The following is a 20869-nucleotide window of genomic DNA, read 5'->3' as shown; positions in this document are numbered from 1 at the left end:
TTATTTTCCCCACTTCAGGACCATCGGGTCCAAAGGTTTCAAAAGGTCGATCAACCGGTCTCGGATCGCCGGTTGCAGCGGATCAATCGGGTGACGGCAGAACTCGGACCGGATCACGCCGCCTTCGACCATCGCCGCCTTGCACGATTGCCAGCCGCATTGGCGGTTTTCGTGGTTGATCACCATCGCCACGCGCCCATAGGCGGCGGTAGCATCGTCAACGCGACCTGCATGGTGATGGGTGATGACCGGCTTGATCTGATCCACGATCATACCCGAGGTCATCGAGCCTGTGGCCCCCGCATCCAGATCGGCCAGCAAGGTAATCCCCTCTTCGCCATCAAAGGGGGCCTCAATCGCGTCGCCTCCTTCGGCAATCAGCGCCCGCAGCTTGTTGGCCGCCCGAGGACATTCGATCTTGAACAGTTTCACCATCTCGATCTCTTGCGCCATGCGCACCAGCAGAGGCACCGGCAGGTCGACACCCGACAAAGGCGCATCCTGCACCATGATCGGAATGCCGACCTCGCCCACGGCAGCAAACTGCTCGAAGGTTTGCTGTGCATTCCCTTTCAGAAGCGCGCCGTGATAGGGCGGCATCATCATCACGATGTCCGCACCCAAGTCCTTGGCAAATTGCGCCCTTTCCACCGCGATCTGAGTGGCGAAATGGCTGATCGTCACGATCATTGGAACACGTCCCGCGACGTGCTCCAGACTGAGCCGGGTCAAAGTCTCGCGCTCGGCGTCCGAGATCAGGAACTGTTCGGAGAAATTCGCCAGAACACAGATCCCATCCGCGCCCTGATCAATCAGACAATCAAGAACGCGTTTCATCCCATCCAGATCAAGCGTTCCGTCCTCGTTGAACGGTGTTGGCGCAACTGGCCAGATACCGGTATAGCTCATGGATTACTCCGTAATCTTGAAGTGTTTCAGGTATTTATCCGTGATCTCAATCCCCAGACCGGGCTTGTTGTCATCCAGATTAAGGAACCCATCTACTGCCTCCGGATCGCCTTCGAAGATGTAGTAGAACAGCTCATTTCCGACCTCGACATCGAAGACGGGGAAGTACTCGCTGATCATGCAATTGGCGTTGGCCATGGTCAGATGGTAATTATGCATCTGGCCTGCATGGGGGATCACGGGCACCTGAAATGCCTCGGCAATCGCGTTGATCTTCTGCGCCGCCGTGATGCCGCCCACCCGATTGGTGTCGTATTGCAGCACCGAAACCGCCTTTTTCCCGATCAGGTCCTTGCAGCCGATGACCGAGAATTCGTGTTCACCGCCCGAGATCGGCACGATGTTCATCGCATTCAGTTCGCGGTAGCCTTCGACATCGTCGGCGATCACCGGTTCCTCCAGCCAGCGGGGTTCATACTTAACCAATTTCGGCAGCATCCGCTTAGTGTAGTCGAGATTCCAACCCATGTAGCATTCGAGCATGAGATCGACGTCATAGCCGATGACCTCGCGCACGGCCTCGACCCGTTTGAGGTTTTCGCGCATCCCGGCCATGCCATCTTTGGGGCCCCAGCCGAACCGCATCTTGTAGGCGGAATAGCCGTTCTTTTGCGCCTCGGCGGCTTCGGCCTGCATCACGTCGATGGGGCCGGAATAAAGCTTGGAGTAATAGACGGGGATTTTCTCTTTCGTGCGACCACCCAGCAGCTTGAAAACCGGTTTGCCCGCCAGCTTGCCCATCAGGTCCCAGATCGCCAGATCGACGGCCGAGATCGCCGTCATCCCGATCCCTTTGCGCCCCCACGCATGGCTGCGGCGGTACATCTTTTCCCAGAGGTAAGCATAGTCGAACGGGTCTTCGCCGATCACCAGCGGAGCAAACCATTCGTCAATGGCCGCCTTGACCACCGAAGGAGCCAAGGCCGCGTTGCCGATACCGATGGTGCCGTCTTCGGTCTCGATCTCGCAGGTTAGCCATTGGTGGAACCGGAAAGACGACATCGCATCGCCTTTTTCGTACAGAACGTCCGAGGCATTGGTGCAGAAATTGCCCGTCGGCGGCACGGTAGGCCCGGTCCAGTTCCAGACGCGCGTGCGCACGGATTTGATTTTGGTCATCTTTGTCTCCTCAGTCCGCGCTGCGTTCGTCGCGATGTGTTTTCGCCATGCGCACCAGCAGATCAAACGCCTGCCGTGTTGCGCTCGGATTGGCCTTGTTCTGTCCGGCGATATCAAAGGCTGTGCCATGCGCGGGGGTTGCGACCGGGATGGGCAAGCCGCCGGCCACGGTCACGCCGCGCTCAAACCCCATCAGCTTGATCGCGATCTGGCCCTGGTCGTGATACATGGTCACTACCGCATCGACCTCGCCCCGCTGCGCCTTTAGGAACACGGTGTCCGAGGGCCACGGGCCGGTCACATTCATCTGTTTCTGCTGAGCCTTGCGCACGGCGGGCTCCAGGATGTCGATCTCTTCTCGACCAAACTTGCCATTGTCCCCAGCGTGGGGGTTCAGGGCTGCTACGGCGATGTTCGGGCGCGCGTTGCCCGCTTTGCGCAGCGTGTCATTGGCCAAACTGACAGCCTTCAGGATCCCGGTTTCGGTGATATTGGCCGCCACATCCTTCAACCCGATATGTGAGGTCACGCGGGTCGTCATCAGCTCATCAAGAACGTTGAGTTCAGAGTGATAGCCGGTATGCCCCATGTAGCGCGCCATATAGCGATGCTCATCCTCGGCATTCAGCCCGGCGGCGGTCATAGCGGCCTTGTTGAACGGGCCGAACAGGATACCATCCACCTTTCCCGCCATCGCCAGATCCATTGCTTTGTCGAGACAGCGGAGCGACGTCGTACCGCCCTCGACGGTGACCTCCGCGATCTTCACGTCCTCGGGCGCGATGGTGTCGAGTTCAAAGTGTGACAGGCCCGGTTGATTTGCCACTGCATCCACCGTGTTGATCGGCACGTTCAGATCAGCCTGTTCCGCGCCGCGCTTCCACAGGTGACTGTCTCCAACAAGCACAATATCCGCGGCCTCCTGCACGCCGTCCTGATTGAGCAGTTTGGCGATAAGTTCCGGTCCGATCCCCGAAGGGTCGCCGGGCACAATAGCGATACGAGGCTTGGTCATGCCGCGTTCTCCCAGTGTTTCGAAAATCCGTTAGGCAGGATGACCATCACGTCCGGTTCCTTGCCCGTGTCAAAGGTCTGCACCACCTCGAACGTATCAAGGTTGAACCGCTGCACTTGTTCGCAATCGATGGCTATATAGGCAAAGGCGGCCTCATCATCGATGCACAGCGCCAGGGGGTTCGCGGGTGTTTTCTGTTCGTGCAACATCTCGCCCGTGGCTTCATCGAATACCGAGAACGATCCCCCGAAATGGTTCATCGTCACCAGCCGGTTGCGTTTCTCGTCGTAGTAGATGCGGCAGGGATCATCTGGCGTTGGAAAGGTGCGCTCGATCTCAAGCGTGTCGGTGTTGACCACGGCGACGGTGTTCGAGATACGCTGCGAGGTATAGAGCGTCTGTGCCTCTTCCCGCAGGCAGCGCCCTTCGGGTTTCTCACCCGTCTTGATCGAGATCGGCGCGACCGACGCATTATAGGGATTGAACACGGTCACATCGCCTGAAGTCAGGTTCATTGAATAGGCTGTATGTCCGTCCTTGGTCAGCGCGAACAGATGACACTTGGTGCCACCAGTAGGGGTGATGTGATCCCAGCCTTGATCGAAGGCACGCGGGTTTTCCTTGACCAGCAGATGGCCTGTCCATTCCGACAGCACGTAAAGACGCCCCTGCCCGTCCAGCCCAATCCCGTGCGGGCGCGCATGTTCGCCCAGATCATAACTGTGCACGATTTCCTGTTTGCGGATGTCGATCACAATCACGGATCGGCCATCGGTGCCTTCGATACCGGAATTCTGCACGCCGTAATGACCGACATAGGCATAGTGAAACTCGTCATCGACCACGAATTCATGAGGGAAATGCGGCAAATCCAACCGCCCCTGCCGGGCGCCGGTTTCAATGTCATACCAGCTTACGCAATGGCTGCATTTTTCAATCAACATCATGGATTGCGCCATTCGGGCTCTCTCCGTCTTTGGTTACTTCAGGCGCCTGTGGCCGGTCCCGTTTGGGCCAGCCACAAGCGGGTTTCTTAGCGCTCCAATGCGCCCACGCCCGAGAACCGGAACGCTTCCTGTTCCAGCGCATCAATCTCCTCAGCGCTCATCTGGTCATGCGCGACGGTGATACGGCCCAAGAACACAAAGGGCAGTTCGTCCTGCCGGCCTTCCATATGCGCCTTGATCGCTTCGGCTGTCGCCGCGCCCACATCGTCACCCATGCGCATGGGCGTTGCGTCCAGCTCGCCCCGGCGAATGGCGTCCAGCTCAAGGCCGGTGCCGCCCCAACCGGTCGAGAACACGTCTTTCTCTTTGCCGACCGCAAGCTGAGCTTCGACCGACCCCATGGCCATCGCGGTGTTGGCGTTGTGGATGATGGTGGCTTCGGGATAGGCTTGCAGGATCAGGCTGGTGCCCTCAAAGCCGCCTTCGCGCTGGTACTCACCGTAATGTTCGTAAACGGTGGTCCAGTTGCCTTTCTCTTCGACGCAGGCCTTGAAATCACCTGACCGCTGGTCGTCGGTAATGCCAGGAATTCCGCGGTTCATCGCCATCGTGACGTCACCGCCCAGCCGTTCCAGCATGTAGTCGCACATGGTCAGAGCACCGGCGGCTGAGCTGAAGTCGAACCACGCATCAGGCTGGTTTTTCAGCTCTTTCGGCGGCGTGTGGAAGGCCCAGACGAAGGTTGCAAACCCGTCATTTCCGGCCATCTTCTCGATATTGTCAGCCTGAATGGCCAGTTCCGACGGGCCGAAGATCACGAAATCATACAGGTCCGCATCTTGAACCACCTGATTGGCATAGGTCGATTGCAGGCTGTGTTCGATCTGACGGCTGGCGAATTCGGTGGTTTCATACTCGATGCCCAACTCGTCCAGACGTTTGGTCATCGCCAGATAGTTGCGCGCCCAGAAGTCGGAGGTGTCAGCAGAAGGATAGATCAGTGCGATCTGCAAAGGTGCATCCTGAGTGCCTTCATACTTGACCGCTTCGGCCCCTGTCATCGCCTGCAAGGCTTCCAACTTGCCGTCGGCGTTAACCTCGCCCGGGACCCAGTAGTCCCGATCTTCGATACCCGGCAGTTCCTTAAGCGGTAGCTTTCCGTGCCCATCAGCAAAGGCTGCGGTGGCACAAAGGCAAAATGCGCTTGTCGTCAGTAGTACTTTGTTCAATTGTTTCACGGTAAGTCCTCCCTTTCGCGAACATTGTGGGGCCTTGCAGGTGCGCCAGGACTCCTACCTCCGGGCGCACCACTTTTGTTTGCCTTAGCCGCTTGGCGTAGGCTCGGTTGCCAGTCCCGCCCCTAGGGCAAGCAACAGGATTAGTGCGCCGATCAGAGCGGCAGAGAAGCGGATCAGCTTTTGCGCCTCTTTGCTGCGCAAACCCGCCAGAAGGCCATGCGCCCCGTCGCGGTCTTTCTTTTGCATCCAGGTGTAGAGCGCGACTGAACTGACAATCACCACGCCCGAGGCGACGGATTGCCAAAAGAACTCGATCCGCAGGGTCACCAGCGCGTTGATCATCATCGACAGCAACAGCACACCGGCCAGAGAGCCCAGCATCGAGGCACGTCCACCGAACAGGGACGTGCCGCCCACGACAACCGCCGCAATGACGTGCAGGTTGAAATACGGGGCCGAGGTCGCCTGAATGGCGTTCAGCTTTCCGGTCAGCATGACACCAGCCATCGCTGCGGCGGCACCCATCAGCACATAGGCATAGATCTTGTGCCGATCGACAGCCACGCCGGTCATTTCACTTGCTTCCGGGTTCGAGCCAATAGCAATCGTGTAGCGCCCAAAATAGGTGCGTGTCAGCACGACATAGCCAATTGCCATTGTGATCAAGCCCAGCACCACCGGTACAGGAATAAAGCCCGGAATCTGGCCACGTCCGATTTCAGTGATCAGGTCGGGGAACCGCGCGAGTACCAGACCTTTTGCAATCACCAGTGCCAGGCCGCGATACACAAGGTCCATCGCCAGCGTTCCGATCAGGTCCGGCACTTTGAAACGGGTAATAACCAGACCGTTGATCAATCCCATGATTGCGCCCAGCACGATCGCCAGAGGAAAAGCTACCCAGGCCGGAAAACCATATTGCTTCACCAGAAAGGCCATGAGAATGGCCGACAGCGCCGCAATCGAGCCTATCGACAGGTCAATCCCGCGCTGGGTGATGACAAAGGTCATCGCCATTGCCATCGGCATATAGAGCGCGGCATCCAGCAGGATCAGATTGAGGTTGGTCAGGCGGAAATACCTAGCCGGTTCCGCGATCCCCATGAAGATGAGAATGGCCAGGATCATCACCATTGGCCCGATAAAGGCCAGATAGGGCTCCAATCGATCCATGATTGTTCTTTGTTCAGTGTTTGTCATCGCCGCGGACATATCGTTCTCCTTCACGCAGCTGCATCCTGGACACCGACAATCAGGCCCAGAACATCTTGAACGGAACTCTCCGCCGTTTTGACAACGCCAACGGCGCGGCCCCGGCGTTGCACATGCACGCGGTCGGCCACTTCGAACACGTCATCCAGCGAGTGCGAAATAAGGATCACAGCAAGGCCCTGTTCACGCAGCGCCTTGATCAGCTTCAGTGTCCGCGCTGTTTCCTGGGGACCTAAAGCTGCGGTAGGTTCGTCCATCACAAGCAAGCGCAGGTCTTCGTGATAGACCGCGCGCGAGATCGCGACCGCCTGGCGTTGACCGCCTGACAGGCTTTCCGTCATCACATCCATCGACCGCAGCCGGACACCAAGACGTTCTTCCAGAACCCGGGCGGCCTCGGACTTCATGCGTTTGTTGTCCAGAAACGGGATGCCGAAAACGTTTTTGGTCAGCTCGTTGCCCAGAAACATATTCGCAGCAGGGGAAAGATGATCGGCCAGCGCGAGGGTCTGGTAAACCGCATCAATCCCGTTTGCGATTGCGTCAGAGTGGCTGGCCATCTCCAACGGTTTTCCATCCATCAGGATGTGGCCTTCGGTGGGCTGATACACTCCGGTCAGGATCTTGATCAGAGTGGATTTACCCGCTCCGTTGTCCCCGACGATGGCGAGCACTTCCCCTGCATAGGCCATCAGGTCGACATCTTGCAGCGCGGTCACCCCGCCGAAGCGTTTGGTTATTCCCAGCATTTGAACCAATGGCTGTTCGCTCATGGTTTCCTCCTTTGCGCAAAGCTCCGCCATGGCGGTCGAAAGACCGCTGAGTTGGCTTTGCGCTGTGTCATCTTTTCGAGCGGAGCCCTCGCCAATTCAGGCCAGGACCACCGGATCGGTTATTTGCCCCAGATCTCTGCGTAGGCTTCGCGATAAGGGCTGTCCGGGTCGAACTGATTGCTATCGCCCAGCTTGGCCAGACCTTCCTCGGTCACCAGTGCGGGCGACGTGACATAGCCCGAGCATGCCTCGCCCTGAATGGCACGGTTCAGTTCATCGACCAGTTGCCAGCCTTGCAGGTTGAGTGGCTCGGCCACGGTGATTGTCTGGTAGTTGCCGCTGCGGATACGCTGGAAGGCAGCCTCTGAGCCATCACCAGCCGAGCCCGCTTGGGGCCCGTCGTCGGACGAGATACCCGCCGCCGCCAATGCCGGCCCCATGAAGTCAAAATACAGATCGTTGATCGCAAGCGCGTGGGTCCACTGGTCGCCGTACTTCTGCAGCAGGCTCGTGGTCAAAGGTCCCATTCGGGCCGAGGTATCGGCGATGGGCGTGTCGACATATTCCAACACTGTACCGCCCGCAGCTTCGATGGTTTCTTTGATCCGGTCGGCCTTGTCGATCGCGATCTGATAGGTCGAGTCGGTGAAGATTATCGCCCCCACTCCGTCGCCGCCGTCTTCCATCGCCCATTCCGCAGCGACTTCGGAAACGGTCATCGCGTCGGTCGAGACATTGGCAAAGATGCCCCCGGGCGCATCACATCCGATCTTGGGCCCGGAATGCCAGGCGACCATCGGAATGCCTGCGCTGACAACGCCTTCCAACGCGGCCTGCTGCTCAATGGCGTCAAAGCCATTAATGATTATCCCATCCGGCTGCAGGGCCAGTGCCTGCCCGATGGCTCCGGTCCGGCCCTGAATGGACCCGGCACCGTCCAGCACGCGCACGTCCCAGCCAATGGTGCCAACTGCTTCCTCGACACCATTGGTGACACCGAGAATACCGCCGTTTTTGAGGTCGCCAGCAACGACAACAATGGATTTACCCTCGGCGGCTGTTGGTCCGCTGGTGGGGCCGTCGAACGCCGTCTCGGCGTTCACCGGAAATCCCAAACCTGTCAGAAGCGCGGCAGCGGATACCGCCATGAAAGTCCGTTTCAGCATAATCTCCTCCCTTATGCTGTTTACTTTTTGGCGCCTTTGCGACGCTGAGCGTAACCGGCGATACCGATTGCGATCAGCAGCGTGACACCGTTGAACATCGGCTCGACCCAGAAGGATCCACCGAATTGCTGAATGCCCGAGATACCAACAGCCAGGATCGCGACACCCACGACTGTTCCCCAAACATTCACGCGTCCCGGCTTGATGGTTGTGGACCCAAGAAAGGCCCCGACCAAAGCAGGTAACAGGAATTCAAGACCGACCGAGGCTTGCCCGATCCGCAACTTCGACGCCAGCAACACGCCCGCAAAGGCAGTGATCAGCCCCGATGACATGAAAGCGCCAATGACGAATTTCCGGGTCGGAATACCGTTCAGCTGTGCGGCGCGCTGATTGGCTCCAATCGCATAGAGGTACCGACCAATCGGCGTGTATTCCAGGATCAGCCACATCGCGACCGTGATCCCCAGCACGTAGAAGCCTGTGATGGGCAGGCCGAATACAAAAGTGCCGTTGATGGCATAGAAACTCTCTGGCAACGCGCCGACCATCTGACGTCCGCCCGTGTGCCAAAGCGCCAGCGCATACAGGACCGTGCCTGTTCCCAGCGTGGCAATAAAGCTGTCGATCTTGGCGACCTCGACCAGCAGACCGTTCAGGAAGCCAGTCAGCAGACCCAGCAACAGAACAATCGCCACCGCAATCGGCCATGGGATGCCGTACAAGGTCTGTAGAGAGATCGCCAGGATATGCCATAGTACAATCCCATACCCGACCGTCAGGTCGATGCGGCCTGCCGCCATCGGTATCATCGCCCCCAACGACAGGAGCGCAATGATCGCCTTGTCCGAGATAATCGCCCGTAGGTTCAGAAGCGTTGGGAAGGTGTTTGGCAGAAGGATCGAAAACAGGATGATCAGAAAACCTGTCAGCAAAACCAGCCCGTAAACCGGCAGGAACCTGAGAATTCGAGTTTTTAACGAGGCATCTTTCAACTCGGCCTTGGTCGGTTCCAGCGCATTGGATTCAAGCGATTGCATAGTCGTATTCCTTAACTTGCCACGGCGTTCGAGGCCGAGGCAGCCTGTATCAGGTTTTCAGTGGTCAGTTCGGTACCGGTCAATTCGCGCACGATCTGACCCTGGCTGAAGACAATGGCGCGGTGGCAGATGGCAGCGACTTCCTCGAAGTCGGTTGAAACGACGATAATGCCGACGCCCTCCTCCATCGCACGGTTCAACAGCGCGTAGATTTCCGCTTTGGCCCCAACATCGACACCTGCGGTCGGGTCTTCGCAGATCAACAGCTTGCGTTTGGTTTCAAGCCAGCGTCCAATGACAACCTTTTGTTGGTTCCCGCCCGACAGGCTCTCAATCGTCATGCTTTGATCATTGGGAGACAAGGCCACATCGGCACCGATCCGCGCGGCGCTCTCTGTCTCGGCGCGGTGGCCCATGAAAGATAGCAGTGACCGCCCAATGGCCGCCGGATTCAGGAACGTGTTCTCGCGGATGGTCAGTGACATGGCGACCGATTCCTCGGTTCTGTCCCGCGCCACCAAGCCGATCCCAGAGGCCATCGCAGTCTGCGGAGAGCTCAGGTCAGGCGTTTCACCATGCAGGGCTATCTGGCCACTAAACCCTTCCGACCCGAATAGCGCACGAGAGACATTTTCATGACCTGCCCCGCGTAGCCCGACAAGCCCGACGATTTCATTCGTCTGCAACTTAAAACTGACGTTATGCGCTGCTTCCATGTTCAGGCCAGACACCTCAAGCAGCGTCGCACCCGGAGGCGTATCTGGCTTCATCACCTGCCGAGTCTTGCGACCGACGATCATATATACCAGTTCTTCGGGTGTGGTGTGGCCGATGCTGCGCAGACCGACCATCTCGCCATCTCGTAGCACGGCAACCCGGTCAGCAATCTGAAATATCTCGTCCAGCCGATGCGACACGTAGATCATGCCGACGCCTTGTTCCTTCAACGGGCGCAACGCTTCGAACAGCCGCTCGACCTCATCCGCTGGTAGTGATGCAGTTGGTTCATCCAGCACCAGATAATCACAATCAACGGCCAAAGCACGGGCGATGGCAACCAGAGACTTCTCGGTCCGCGACAAGTCCTGTACCCGCGTGGTTGGGTCGAATTCACAGCCTACCTTGTCCAGCGCGTCCTGAGCAAAGCTCTCCACGGATCTCCAATTAATCAGACCGCTTTTGCGGGAGTAGCCCAAGGCAAGTGCGATATTCTCCGCCACGGTCATCCATTCGATCATGCCCAGATCCTGGTGGATAAAGGCAACGGATTGACGTTCCCCAAACCCACCTGGGCGATGTTCGTATGGCTCACCGTTGATCAGAACCCGTCCTTCATCCGCCTTGTGAATGCCACCAAGGATTTTGATGAGGGTCGATTTGCCCGCCCCGTTTTCGCCCAGCAGCGCAACAATCTCACCGCGTTCAACATTCAGAGACACGTCGCGCAACGCATAGGTGCCTCCGAAATGCTTCTTTATCCCGTCAAAGAACAGATTGTTTTGCGCAGTGCCGGGCACGGCAGTCTCCTCCTGGACCTGGGTGACCCTGATGCTCCTCAACATCGTATTGAGTTACCCGTAACGTTACGTTAGCATTCGCACAGACCCGGCCATTGTCAATAAAAAAGAGTTACCCGTAACGTAAATGAGCAGTGACACTGATAAATCAAGCAAAACCAACAAAGTAAGCCTTGCCGAGGTTGCAAAGGCTGCGGGCGTGTCGAAAATGACTGCAAGCCGAGTCCTGCGCGACGAAGGTGGGTTTTCGGAAAAAACGCGGGCCAAGGTCATGGCCGAAGTGGACAGATTGGGCTACCTGCCGAATCGCTTGGCGACCGTTTTCGCGGGTGACAAGAAATCTACTTTTGTCGGGGTCAGCATCCCCGAATTGGGCAACGAAATCTTCGCGCAGGTTCTGGAGGGCATCGACCGCAAACTCGGCGCTTTCGGGCACCAGACTGTGCTCGGCCTCACCGAGCACGAAATCGACCATGAGGAAAAATGGATCGAGACCGTGCTGTCCTGGCAACCTGCCGGGCTGATTATCACAGGTCGCTCGCACAGCCAAAAAGCGATCCAGATGCTGCGAGGCGCAGGTATCCCGTTGGTCGAAATCTGGGATTTCAATTCAAGCCCGTTGGACATGTGCGTGGGGCTCAACCACTTTGACAGCGGCTACAGTATGGGTCGTTATCTGGCTGGAATGGAGTATCAAAAGTTCGGCTATGTCGGCACTTCACATGACGTCGCAAATGCCGCAACCGCACGTCTGAACGGCTTTTCCAAGGCCATCGAAGATGCAAACGGGCGGCTTGAAAAACAACTACTGCTGAAGGACACGCCAGGCTTCTATACCGGATTTTACGGCACCGAGCAGCTGCTTGCCTCCCACCGCGATATCGAAGTTGTTTTCTACCAGAACGACAATATGGCGATTGGCGGGCTTCACTATGCTCAAAAAATCGGATTGAGCGTTCCGAACGACATTGGAATTGCCGGATGGGGCGACTTACCCATTTCAGCGATTCAACCCTATCGGTTGACGTCAATTGCAGTACCCCACCTTAAGATTGGACAGATCGCAGCCGAGATGGTTCTGGCCCAAATAAATGGGGAGCCAACGAAGTCCACCAAGGACGTCGGATTTCGGCTTATTCCTGGGAGTACGGTAGGAAAAACCTGACCGAATGGGTAAGTTGGGAATAGCCGTTAAGGCGGTGCAAGAAATGTGGCCTGACTTTCCCGGCCCAATACCACCGTTCGCGAGTACGCCGGGATGCGACCCTTCGAACTAGCTACTCGCTGCATGCCCAAAGCTGCGTCACTTTCAGCGGTCGGCAGAGCGAACAAAGCCGCCATTCAGTCATTGGTTGGTTCGTAGGGATCCGGCGTTCCTGGGGGGATCGGAGGAAACTCCTCGAATGTAGCAAGGTGTTCCTGCAACTGCGGCAGCGCCTTTTCGGCCGCCCATGTGTGCGGGAAGAGAACGCTTTCGCGCTCGTGTGGATCATTCAGAAGGTTATAGACCCTTGGTGTGTCGAAAGACTCCGTCGCGCCAAAGGCCGTTGTGTTCTCTTTGAACAGAACTTTCCAATCCTTCCATTTTACACCGAATATCTGCTCGCCCATGTAGACAATCACGCCTTCTCGGTTCGATCTCGGCTGGACGCCCAGAAAGAACTCGGACTGGTCGATGCCATCAAAAGCCCGGTCGTCCGGCACTTTGCCTCCTGCAAACGCCGCCAGCGTTGGAAAAAGATCCATCGAGTGGACTACGTCGTTGCTTTCTGAACCAGCGGGGATCTTTCCAGGCCACTTGATCGCAAAAGGCACGCGCATGCTGCCTTCGAGGCTGGTGAACAGAGTGCCGCGCCAAGGCCCTGCAGTACCATGTACCGCAGGAACCGGCGAGACATTGGCGTTTCCAACCGGAAGAGCTTCGGGGCCGTTGTCTGCAGTAAAAATCACCACGGTTTCGTCGGAAACGCCTGCCGCCTCGATCGCATCAACGATACGTCCAACATAGCTATCTGTTTGAAGTAGAATGTCGGCCCAGACGCCGTTTCCAGTAGCGCCACCAAACTCCTCGGACGCGATGTTTGGATAGTGGGTCTGCGTATATGCAAGATAGATGAAAAACGGCGCGTCTGCGGCACTCTCAGCTTCGATGAATTCGATGGCCTTTTTCGTCAGGTCGCCATCTATCTCGCCGCGATAGTCCAGATCGTAGTCCCGCGCAACGGTCGCCGGTTCGCCTGCAATACCCTGCATCACAACTGGCTCTTCCATGTTGGCTTCAGCAAATCCCGGAAGCGTGCGCCAGACTGTAACGTCCGTGGTTTCAACACCGTAAAACTCGTCGAATCCTTGATTCGTTGGATAGCGCCCTTCGGTCCATCCAAGGTGCCATTTTCCGTACATGGCCGTGTTGTATCCAGCGTCTTTGAGCATCTCGGCCATCGTGACTTCCCACTGAGTCAGACCGTAAACGCCACCCCCAAGTGGGACTGTATGGTTTCCGCCCCGAATGCCATATCGTCCTGTCATGGTCGCTGCGCGGGACGGCGTGCACTGACTCTCGACGTTGAAATTCGTAAGCCTTAAGCCCTCAGCGGCCAGAGCATCCATTTGCGGAGTGGCGGTGCCGCGAATTATTCCTCCACCATTGAACCCTGGCTCACCCCACCCAAAGTTATCGAGAAAAATAAAGACTATATTGGGCTTGTCCTGAGCTGAGGCGACAGTGCCAATTAGAAGAGAAAGCAACAGTAGGAATGTTCGCGAAAACCGCTTCATGATGACGCTCCCTATAGATATCATTCGTTCGAGACTGGCGAAATTGGATGCCTGCGGTCAAAAAATGACCGTCTTCTAAGGGCTCGCTTTGAACTTTGGCTGCATCTTGAACGAACAGCAACTTTCAGGTCCAGAGTAGCCAGCAAGCGAAGCGGTCCGGTGGCAATTCGTAAAAAGCGGAAAGTAAACTTCCCGATTTTGGATGCATCCTTGAAGTGTGCATTCTGTGTCATGATACGCGACTTAGAACAGCATAACTTTCAAACCTTCTGTGGAGTGAATTGTCTAACGGTTCCACCTTAGGCTTCTGATGCAGGCTGTCGTTTCTTTTCAGGCCAGAATTCGTCAACCACGACATAGGCAACAATTACGAAGATCGCAGCGCTGGCGACTTGCAGAACGCGCGTAATACTCTTTACGTCAGCTTCGTCGGAAAAAGGCGCAATTGATCCACCGTAGACGATCAAAGCGGTCGTAATTGCAGAGCCAGCGGCGGCGGCGAGCGGGGCTTGTGATTTTCCAAGTGCTCCGAGGGTCAGACAAAAGAAAAAACACAGCAGAATAGAGGTGAGAATGACCGGGGCTATTACGTTTACTTCGTAGCAAATGATAGAGACTGCTGCCCCAAGAAGGTTTGCCGTCAGCATTGCTTTTGCTACGGTTTTGCCCGCCGCAGGCATCGCCGCGAGTTGCTGGCTCAGCAGCGCGACAAAAAACAGAACTAGTAGTGCAGATGCACCTGAAACAAAGAACGCCATAGCAAACGGAACTGTGACCAGTGACATCCTGACGATGCGGCGATGCGGGTCAAAGTCTGACGACGTTGCTGCTTTCTTCTGAGAGGCCGTGGGAGGTTCAGCGGGAATTAGCACAAACATCAGCGTTGAAACAAAGCCTGCAAAAAACAAATTCAGCGGTATCCAGTACACGAGCACCAAGGCCAAATCCTGCGATTGCAGAACCAAGTTCGGGATCATCAACGCCCCCATAAGAGCGATGACACCCGGCAATACTCCGGCACCAGAAACCGACCAAACGAAAGACAGGATTATTCCAATCGCCACGAGGATGAGAAACACAACAGGATATGGTGAGAAGATTGACGACAGCAGGAACGAAATGAACATCAATCCAATTGAGAAGACAAACAGCTTGCCAAATGCCGCCAAAGGCAATGCGGCAGGCGCTTGCAGAAACAGTGCAGTGAATACCGCCCCGACGACTGCGAGTGGCCAACCAAGAAACAAGCCCAACGAAAAGACACCGGTCACACCCAGCGCAAGCCGGGCGACAGAGCGCTGGTCCTCAGTACGCATAGGACAGAATTGAAACCACGCGGATATAGGTACGGCCGACGAGGTTCAGCAACGAGTTGTCACTTAGATACATAATCACATCGGCCTGCCCGTTCAGCTGAAAGCGAAGGTCATCTTCAGCACTTCCAGCTTCATAACCGGGTAAGACGATCCTGACCGGGAACCTTTCAGGCTCTCGCAAGAAGCCCTTGGTACTTGGTGCGCTTGCCAATTGCCCGGGTTCGTCACCACCACTCAAAGACACAGCGGCACTGAAGCTCTCAATGACGCCAGGGACAATCTTACCGGGATGCATATCCAACACCACATCAACCGGAGACCCTATCGACGCTCTTCCCAGGTTGTTCTCGGTAAAATACGCTTCGATCCAGACGTCCGTTGCATCCAGAAACGTCAATAGATCCTGCCCGGATCGGGCATAAGTACCGGGGGCTATCAGCAAGTTTGAGATGACACCTGTCGCCGGAGCACGCAGTTCAGTCCATTCAAGGTTCAGTTCTGCATCCGCCAAGGCCGCCAACGCGCGCTGGATCTTCGGGTTTTCAACACCGTCGTCACCGAGCCTCTGCTTTGCTTTTTCCAGATCCGCCTGCGCGTTCTCAAAGTTTGCTTCAGATTCCGCCAGCTGCCCTCGCGCATCATCAGCCTTTGAGACAGCAATCAGTCCTTTCTTTTCGAGCGCAAATACACGCTCTGTCTGAAGGCGCATGGTATCGAGATCACTCTGCGCCCTCGCCAATTTCGCCTGCGCAGCGCTTACTTCGGCTGACGAGGCGCCCACCTCCTGAGTGGCTGCCTCGAGATCGGCTTGGGCTTTGTCACGATCGATTTCGTACGGTCTGGCATCAATGCGAACTAAAACATCCCCTGCCGAGACCACCTGACCGTTTTGAACAAGAACCTCGGTCACCGTCCCAGTGACCTGCGGAACGATCTGGGTCGCTACGGCCTTTACTCTGGCATTTCCTGTGAACGGTGTCTTTCTGTCAGCGACCAGATACCAGACGAGAAAAATGAGAATGACGGCTAATGTCGACCAGATCGTCTTCCTCATTCTGCAGCTCCTTCAGCGGCGTCTTCGCTAACCGGTCGTGCGTCAATCCAAACTTTGAACAACTCATAGAAGACCGCAAACAATACGGGTCCCATGAAAATGCCGATCAAGCCATAGGCCATCATGCCTCCAAGAACCCCGATGAGGATCACAAGCATCGGCGTTTCAAGGCCTTTCGAGATAAAGACGGGGCGTAGGAAGCTGTCCATTATGGTCACTGGAATGGCCAGCATGGTGAATATCAAAGCCGCACCTCCGGACATGGAGCTCCATGCATAGATGATCACTGGTATGAGCACCAAACCGGGTCCAATCTGGATGATCGAAAGGATCAGGCAGACAAACGCCAGCGTCGCGGCCGAGCCAATCCCAAACAGAACCAGCAATATCCACACGACGACGGCCTGAATGGCGGCAACGCCAATTACACCTTTTGTCACATTTCGGATCGTTGCGCCTGCCAGAGTAACGAATTCACCACCACGCGGTGCAAATACACGGTTGGCAAAGCGCTGAAGGCCTTGAACCATACTTGGCCCGGGACTGAACAGAGCACCCATTATCAATACCGACAGGGCGAGTCCAAGAAGACCAATTCCGATCCCCAACACCTTTCCAAAAAGGGACTTGGTGATCTCAAGAATTTGGGTGCCGTATTTTGCAAGCGCACCGTCCAGATTCCGCTCGAACATGCCCCAAACATCAGCAATTTTCCCGCCGACTACCGGTAGTTCCTTGAGACCTTCGGGTGCTGGAGGGATTTTTATTTCGCCTTTGTCGGCCTGTTCCGCAAACTCGGATCCAAGTTCTGCGGCACCGGAAACCGCAGTTGCGACTGGCCCCAGGGTTAGAACAAGGCCCAACAAAACCAAGATCGTCGCTGCAAGCTTCTTTCGCCCTCCCAATTTGGATTGCATCCAATCAAACACCGGATAGAGCGCCACGCAAAGGATCGTTGCCCAGATGACCACGCTTGCGAGCGGGGCCACCATGACCAATGCGCTATAGAGAAATAGTCCGAGAAACAGCAGTCGTATCGCTAGATCGACAATCTTCGCGTCCTGAGTTTTTTCCATTCCATCCCCCTGGGTTTGTTTTCTGAATATTATACTCAAAAAACGTTATATGTATATTTTTTTGAGATTGGGGTGATGACCTATCGATTTGAAGACAAAAGTGAATCCGCAACACGGTTTGAAATGCGCAGACAATCTCACGCCTGCGCACAAACTCGATTGGACGAAACCAGGTGCAGTTTATTCGTCTGTTTTCTTGTCGTCTTGGGATAAGATCGTATCAGCCACGGTGGTCGCAGCAGTCACAAAAACGCCCAGCCCTACAATGATGTAAAACATTGTGAAGATTTTCCCCACTGCGGTTTCAGGTGAAAAATCACCAAACCCTACGGTCGAAATTGTAACGACAGAAAAGTAGATTGAGTCGAGCCAACTCCAACCTTCTACAAAGTGGTAAAAGACCGAGGCCCATAAAATCATTCCGACCGTGAAGGCCAAAAGGCCTTTCACTCTGCCATCCTTAAAGGCGGTTCGGATCCCTCTGGTGATTCTGGTAAGCGCGTTCATTGGACTACCTTAGCAACTAACACATAATTACATAGCAGTTTTAGAATTTATTATGAATCGCGTATCGCCGTTTGGCTAAAGACCCTATTCAACTTCATGAGCAAGCCTGCCGTTCCATTCTTCTGTCGAAACTTTGGGTTCAGGCGGATCTGCTATGTAGGACGGCGTCATGATCTGTGTTCCGTTTTCATTGAACACTTCAACTATGTTCTCACGAAGATCAGACAGGATTTTAGGCAAGCTCGATCCACGCGACGTATACGCATTGATCTCATAATTGATCGCGTAGTCAGCCAGCTGCGTCCAAAGGACAAAGGGTTCAGGCGACTTTTTCAAGCCTTCAGTTCGAAGCGCTGCCTCCACCAGCATAGCTTTGATTTTCTTCGGAGGTTCCTCGTATCCGATCCCGACTGAGGTGTGAACCAGCAGTCCTCGCCCATCCACTTTGCGCGAGTAATTCACAACCTCGGAATTTAACAATTGCGAGTTTGGAATACTAATCATTTCGTTTTTTATCGACTTGATGAGTGTTTCCATCAGCTTGATTTCGGCGACATCCCCTATCTTGTCGCCAACCTGAATGCGATCGCCAATGTTAGTACTGCGTCTGTAGATAACAAACAGGCCCGCCATCATATTTGAAACAACCGTGTTTGACCCGAGCGAAACCATTATACCTGCGAGGATGGTCAGACCCTGAAAAGCTCGTGAATCAGACCCTGGAATGTAAGGGTAAGCGAATACGAGCGCGATCACGATGATCAATGCCCTGACCAGCATTTTCGTAGGTGCAATCCAATGGTCTTCAAAGTCCTTGATCTTGAAAGCACCATTCTCGAGGTTTTCAAAGAATAGATCGATGCCACGAATGGCCATTCTTGTGACAGCGGCAATGATGGCGAGCATGATCAGGTTTGGAATGTAGCTCACAATTGCCAAGACAACGCTGATGAGCGGCTCACTGACATACTTCAAAAGGATTTGAGCAATACCCTGTGTTTCGGCGAAAGAAAGCAGGACCAGAGAAAGGTAGTAGTAGAAGAAGAACAAAAAAAGGACCCACATCAAGATGTGAATTGAATAGACGATGATCGAGGCGATAGCCCTGCTCCTTAAGATAGACTTGGTGGCTTCCTCGACGCCTTCTGCCCTCTTCTCCAAGATTTTTCTTATGTATTTCAATAGCTTTTTTCGTTTCGCAAAAAACGCATAAGAAGCCAAAGCAAAGATTACCGTCCAAGCGAATGCCGCCATGGCACTGCCCACTCTGCCCTCATTGGACCGACCTTCCCGGTATTGGAGGATAGCCGCCTCAATCGCTTCGGATTGAAGCCCCGCAAGAACCTCAATTGCCATTTGTTCGTGTTCAGCATCCGCTTGCGTGGTGATCGTAACCATTTGTCCATCCGCGCGGATTAATTTTCCGAACTCGGCATCCGAAATCTGCATCTGGACCGTGTTTCGTTGAGACGCATCTGCGACCTGAGCAATTCGTTCCTCAATTTTTGCCGCCCTTTCAATGGCAGGCAACGCGCTCGATCCTCGAACCACGAACAACTCCGAGCCGTCGATAACAACAGGCGCTATGAACTCGGGATCGTCTCTTTCTTCGGGTGCAACGAGGATCTCCTCGGACTGGGCAAACGCGACATTGCACAAGAGAAGAAATGATACGAACCAAACTGAAAAAGCTCTCATGAGTTTGCTCCTTCCCCAGGTATCAAGTGAACATCCCGTTGTGGGAACGGGATCGAAATACCTTCTTCGTCAAACCGCTCCTTTGCTTGACCCGTTAGGTCCCAATAGACTGTCCAATAGTCGTCTGATTTGGACCACGGTCGGCAAAAGATATTGACAGAGTTGTCACCCAACTCGCCCACAAATACTTCCGGTTCCGGCGTTTTCAAACACAGCGCATGTTGGGCGACCAAGTCTTTCAGAACGCCAATTGCCTGGGCTGCGTTGTCCGAATAGGCAATCCCAAAGACCAGATCGACCCGACGTTCTTCAGATGCGCTCACGTTGGTGATCACATCCCCCCAAATCTTGCTGTTTGGCACCACGATGATCTGGTTATCGAACGTTCTGATCTTGGTCGAAACAACTGACATCTCGTCCACAAAACCTGATGAGCCCCCGACCTGAATATAGTCGCCGGTATCGAACGGCTTGAGAACCATGATCATCAAACCGCTTGCAAGGTTGCCCAAAGTTTCCTGCAAAGCGAAGCCGAGAATAAACGACAAACCGCCAAGCACCGCAAACAGCGGCGTGACGTTGACTCCGAAAAGAGCTAAGACGACCAGGATGCCAAGCACAAAAACAACCCAGTAAACCGTTGTGGCGATGAACCGCTTGAGCATCCTGGAAATCGTCGGAATTTTGCCGAGGCCGCGTTCGGTGATCCGTCTCACCATTCTTGCGATAAACATCATGGCCCAGACAGCCAACAAAACGCCCAGGGCGGCCATCAGCACGCCAACGCCGCCATCCCAGGAAAACAGCCAAGTCCAGGCGTTCTGAAAAAGTGTTTGAAGATCGGTTGTCTTGAGAGCGCCGGCTTTCAAAGCGAGAATATAGTCGGTATGAGGCTCGAGATCTTCCGCCTTTGCTCCTTTCAGAGTCCAGGCTTCAAGCACCAGTCGGTAGTTGTTCAGAAAATCTGATCCAGAGGCATTCAGGGAAGACAACTGAGACCGCAGGCTGGTCTCTTGCTCTCCGATCGCTGACCGAAGCTGAAGGTTGATTTGTGCGACGTCTTCGAGTTGCGATCGCACGTAACCCTGCCAACTACCTGCGACGTCGGATAACTCTTCCGCCGTTAACGGGACGAGCAGGATTTCCAAGTCATCTGCCGGGATTGTTTTTTCAACCACCTCTTCCAACAAGTTGTTGTTTTCCAGCACAACAACTTCCTGCTCAGGTTCAGTGACTTGAGCGACAACAGGAAACCCATTCGACGACATCGCAACGCACCAATACAATAACCAGACCAGTTCAAATCTGCGCAGTCGTTTCATCTGATCGTCCCCTACTCCTATAGCGCTTGAGGAGAGCATAGGAGGACCCATCAAATCTAGACTTATGTTTATTTTTGCATGTTTAAGTGCTGGCAACAGCTATGTTAGGTGCGCCTCGTGGT

18 protein-coding genes are annotated in these 20869 nt (G+C 55.0%); 1 reads left to right on the top strand and 17 read right to left on the bottom strand.

The features are described 5' to 3' along the window. From ACR3FB_RS22715 to ACR3FB_RS22670, 10 genes are all read right to left on the bottom strand, one after another. Nucleotides 1-909 (bottom strand): dihydrodipicolinate synthase family protein, encoded by a 909-nt coding sequence (locus tag ACR3FB_RS22715; RefSeq protein ID WP_480565610.1) that lies wholly within the window; start codon nucleotides 907-909, stop codon nucleotides 1-3. A gap of 3 nt (nucleotides 910-912) precedes the next feature. Then, nucleotides 913-2088 carry an L-rhamnonate dehydratase gene (locus tag ACR3FB_RS22710; protein WP_480565609.1) on the bottom strand — a complete coding sequence of 392 codons (1176 nt, stop codon included), beginning with the start codon at nucleotides 2086-2088 and terminating at the stop codon, nucleotides 913-915. Nucleotides 2089-2098: 10 nt separating this feature from the next. Beyond that, nucleotides 2099-3103 (bottom strand): 4-hydroxythreonine-4-phosphate dehydrogenase PdxA, encoded by a 1005-nt coding sequence (locus tag ACR3FB_RS22705; RefSeq protein WP_480565608.1) that lies wholly within the window; start codon nucleotides 3101-3103, stop codon nucleotides 2099-2101. Next, nucleotides 3100-4062: a YncE family protein gene (locus tag ACR3FB_RS22700; RefSeq protein ID WP_480565607.1), complete on the bottom strand. Its 963-nt coding sequence runs from the start codon at nucleotides 4060-4062 to the stop codon at nucleotides 3100-3102. The genes ACR3FB_RS22705 and ACR3FB_RS22700 overlap by 4 nt, the downstream gene beginning before the upstream one ends. Before the next feature lie 74 nt (nucleotides 4063-4136). Beyond that, nucleotides 4137-5288 (bottom strand): substrate-binding domain-containing protein, encoded by a 1152-nt coding sequence (locus ACR3FB_RS22695; protein WP_480565606.1) that lies wholly within the window; start codon nucleotides 5286-5288, stop codon nucleotides 4137-4139. 84 nt (nucleotides 5289-5372) lie between these two features. Beyond that, nucleotides 5373-6500 (bottom strand): ABC transporter permease, encoded by a 1128-nt coding sequence (locus ACR3FB_RS22690; protein WP_480565605.1) that lies wholly within the window; start codon nucleotides 6498-6500, stop codon nucleotides 5373-5375. Between the two features lie 11 nt (nucleotides 6501-6511). Further along, complete coding sequence (locus ACR3FB_RS22685) at nucleotides 6512-7273, bottom strand: ATP-binding cassette domain-containing protein (RefSeq protein WP_480565604.1); 762 nt, start codon at nucleotides 7271-7273, stop codon at nucleotides 6512-6514. A gap of 119 nt (nucleotides 7274-7392) precedes the next feature. After that, nucleotides 7393-8439, bottom strand: coding sequence for a substrate-binding domain-containing protein (locus ACR3FB_RS22680; RefSeq protein ID WP_480565603.1), 1047 nt, complete (start codon nucleotides 8437-8439; stop codon nucleotides 7393-7395). Nucleotides 8440-8459: 20 nt separating this feature from the next. Next, nucleotides 8460-9479 carry an ABC transporter permease gene (locus ACR3FB_RS22675; protein WP_170537312.1) on the bottom strand — a complete coding sequence of 340 codons (1020 nt, stop codon included), beginning with the start codon at nucleotides 9477-9479 and terminating at the stop codon, nucleotides 8460-8462. Between the two features lie 11 nt (nucleotides 9480-9490). Continuing rightward, nucleotides 9491-10996, bottom strand: a complete 1506-nt coding sequence (locus ACR3FB_RS22670) for a sugar ABC transporter ATP-binding protein (RefSeq protein ID WP_480565602.1) — start codon at nucleotides 10994-10996, stop codon at nucleotides 9491-9493. A gap of 127 nt (nucleotides 10997-11123) precedes the next feature. Here ACR3FB_RS22670 and ACR3FB_RS22665 point away from each other — a divergent pair, with 127 nt between their 5' ends. Continuing rightward, nucleotides 11124-12161, top strand: a complete 1038-nt coding sequence (locus tag ACR3FB_RS22665) for a LacI family DNA-binding transcriptional regulator (protein ID WP_480565601.1) — start codon at nucleotides 11124-11126, stop codon at nucleotides 12159-12161. A 176-nt stretch (nucleotides 12162-12337) separates the two neighbouring features. Here the strand turns inward: ACR3FB_RS22665 and ACR3FB_RS22660 are convergent, their stop codons facing one another. From ACR3FB_RS22660 to ACR3FB_RS22630, 7 genes are all read right to left on the bottom strand, one after another. After that, entirely contained in the window at nucleotides 12338-13774 is a 1437-nt protein-coding gene (locus ACR3FB_RS22660; protein ID WP_480565600.1) for an arylsulfatase, read from the bottom strand. A 299-nt stretch (nucleotides 13775-14073) separates the two neighbouring features. Further along, nucleotides 14074-15090 (bottom strand): DUF2955 domain-containing protein, encoded by a 1017-nt coding sequence (locus tag ACR3FB_RS22655; RefSeq protein ID WP_480565598.1) that lies wholly within the window; start codon nucleotides 15088-15090, stop codon nucleotides 14074-14076. Continuing rightward, entirely contained in the window at nucleotides 15080-16144 is a 1065-nt protein-coding gene (locus ACR3FB_RS22650) for an HlyD family secretion protein (protein ID WP_170485306.1), read from the bottom strand. Before ACR3FB_RS22650 ends, ACR3FB_RS22655 begins: the two co-directional genes overlap by 11 nt. Continuing rightward, nucleotides 16141-17220 (bottom strand): AI-2E family transporter, encoded by a 1080-nt coding sequence (locus ACR3FB_RS22645; protein ID WP_480565597.1) that lies wholly within the window; start codon nucleotides 17218-17220, stop codon nucleotides 16141-16143. The genes ACR3FB_RS22650 and ACR3FB_RS22645 overlap by 4 nt, the downstream gene beginning before the upstream one ends. A gap of 180 nt (nucleotides 17221-17400) precedes the next feature. Beyond that, nucleotides 17401-17670, bottom strand: a complete 270-nt coding sequence (locus tag ACR3FB_RS22640; RefSeq protein WP_475220604.1) for a potassium channel family protein — start codon at nucleotides 17668-17670, stop codon at nucleotides 17401-17403. 141 nt (nucleotides 17671-17811) lie between these two features. Beyond that, nucleotides 17812-19425: a mechanosensitive ion channel family protein gene (locus ACR3FB_RS22635; protein WP_480565596.1), complete on the bottom strand. Its 1614-nt coding sequence runs from the start codon at nucleotides 19423-19425 to the stop codon at nucleotides 17812-17814. Next, on the bottom strand, nucleotides 19422-20747 hold the full coding sequence (locus ACR3FB_RS22630; RefSeq protein ID WP_480565595.1) for a mechanosensitive ion channel family protein: 1326 nt from the start codon (nucleotides 20745-20747) through the stop codon (nucleotides 19422-19424). Before ACR3FB_RS22630 ends, ACR3FB_RS22635 begins: the two co-directional genes overlap by 4 nt. Nucleotides 20748-20869 lie beyond the last annotated feature (122 nt).

The sequence above is a fragment of the Ruegeria sp. AO1 genome (assembly GCF_056535985.1).
This window is presented reverse-complemented; position numbering and strand designations above follow the sequence as displayed.

Coding starts and splice junctions, on each gene's coding strand:
- ACR3FB_RS22715 (WP_480565610.1), bottom strand. CDS start 909: ATGAGCTATACCGGTATCTGGCCAGTTGCGCCAACACCGTTCAACGAG.
- ACR3FB_RS22710 (WP_480565609.1), bottom strand. CDS start 2,088: ATGACCAAAATCAAATCCGTGCGCACGCGCGTCTGGAACTGGACCGGG.
- ACR3FB_RS22705 (WP_480565608.1), bottom strand. CDS start 3,103: ATGACCAAGCCTCGTATCGCTATTGTGCCCGGCGACCCTTCGGGGATC.
- ACR3FB_RS22700 (WP_480565607.1), bottom strand. CDS start 4,062: ATGGCGCAATCCATGATGTTGATTGAAAAATGCAGCCATTGCGTAAGC.
- ACR3FB_RS22690 (WP_480565605.1), bottom strand. CDS start 6,500: ATGTCCGCGGCGATGACAAACACTGAACAAAGAACAATCATGGATCGA.
- ACR3FB_RS22685 (WP_480565604.1), bottom strand. CDS start 7,273: ATGAGCGAACAGCCATTGGTTCAAATGCTGGGAATAACCAAACGCTTC.
- ACR3FB_RS22680 (WP_480565603.1), bottom strand. CDS start 8,439: ATGCTGAAACGGACTTTCATGGCGGTATCCGCTGCCGCGCTTCTGACA.
- ACR3FB_RS22675 (WP_170537312.1), bottom strand. CDS start 9,479: ATGCAATCGCTTGAATCCAATGCGCTGGAACCGACCAAGGCCGAGTTG.
- ACR3FB_RS22665 (WP_480565601.1), top strand. CDS start 11,124: ATGAGCAGTGACACTGATAAATCAAGCAAAACCAACAAAGTAAGCCTT.
- ACR3FB_RS22660 (WP_480565600.1), bottom strand. CDS start 13,774: ATGAAGCGGTTTTCGCGAACATTCCTACTGTTGCTTTCTCTTCTAATT.
- ACR3FB_RS22655 (WP_480565598.1), bottom strand. CDS start 15,090: ATGCGTACTGAGGACCAGCGCTCTGTCGCCCGGCTTGCGCTGGGTGTG.
- ACR3FB_RS22650 (WP_170485306.1), bottom strand. CDS start 16,144: ATGAGGAAGACGATCTGGTCGACATTAGCCGTCATTCTCATTTTTCTC.
- ACR3FB_RS22645 (WP_480565597.1), bottom strand. CDS start 17,220: ATGGAAAAAACTCAGGACGCGAAGATTGTCGATCTAGCGATACGACTG.
- ACR3FB_RS22635 (WP_480565596.1), bottom strand. CDS start 19,425: ATGAGAGCTTTTTCAGTTTGGTTCGTATCATTTCTTCTCTTGTGCAAT.
- ACR3FB_RS22630 (WP_480565595.1), bottom strand. CDS start 20,747: ATGAAACGACTGCGCAGATTTGAACTGGTCTGGTTATTGTATTGGTGC.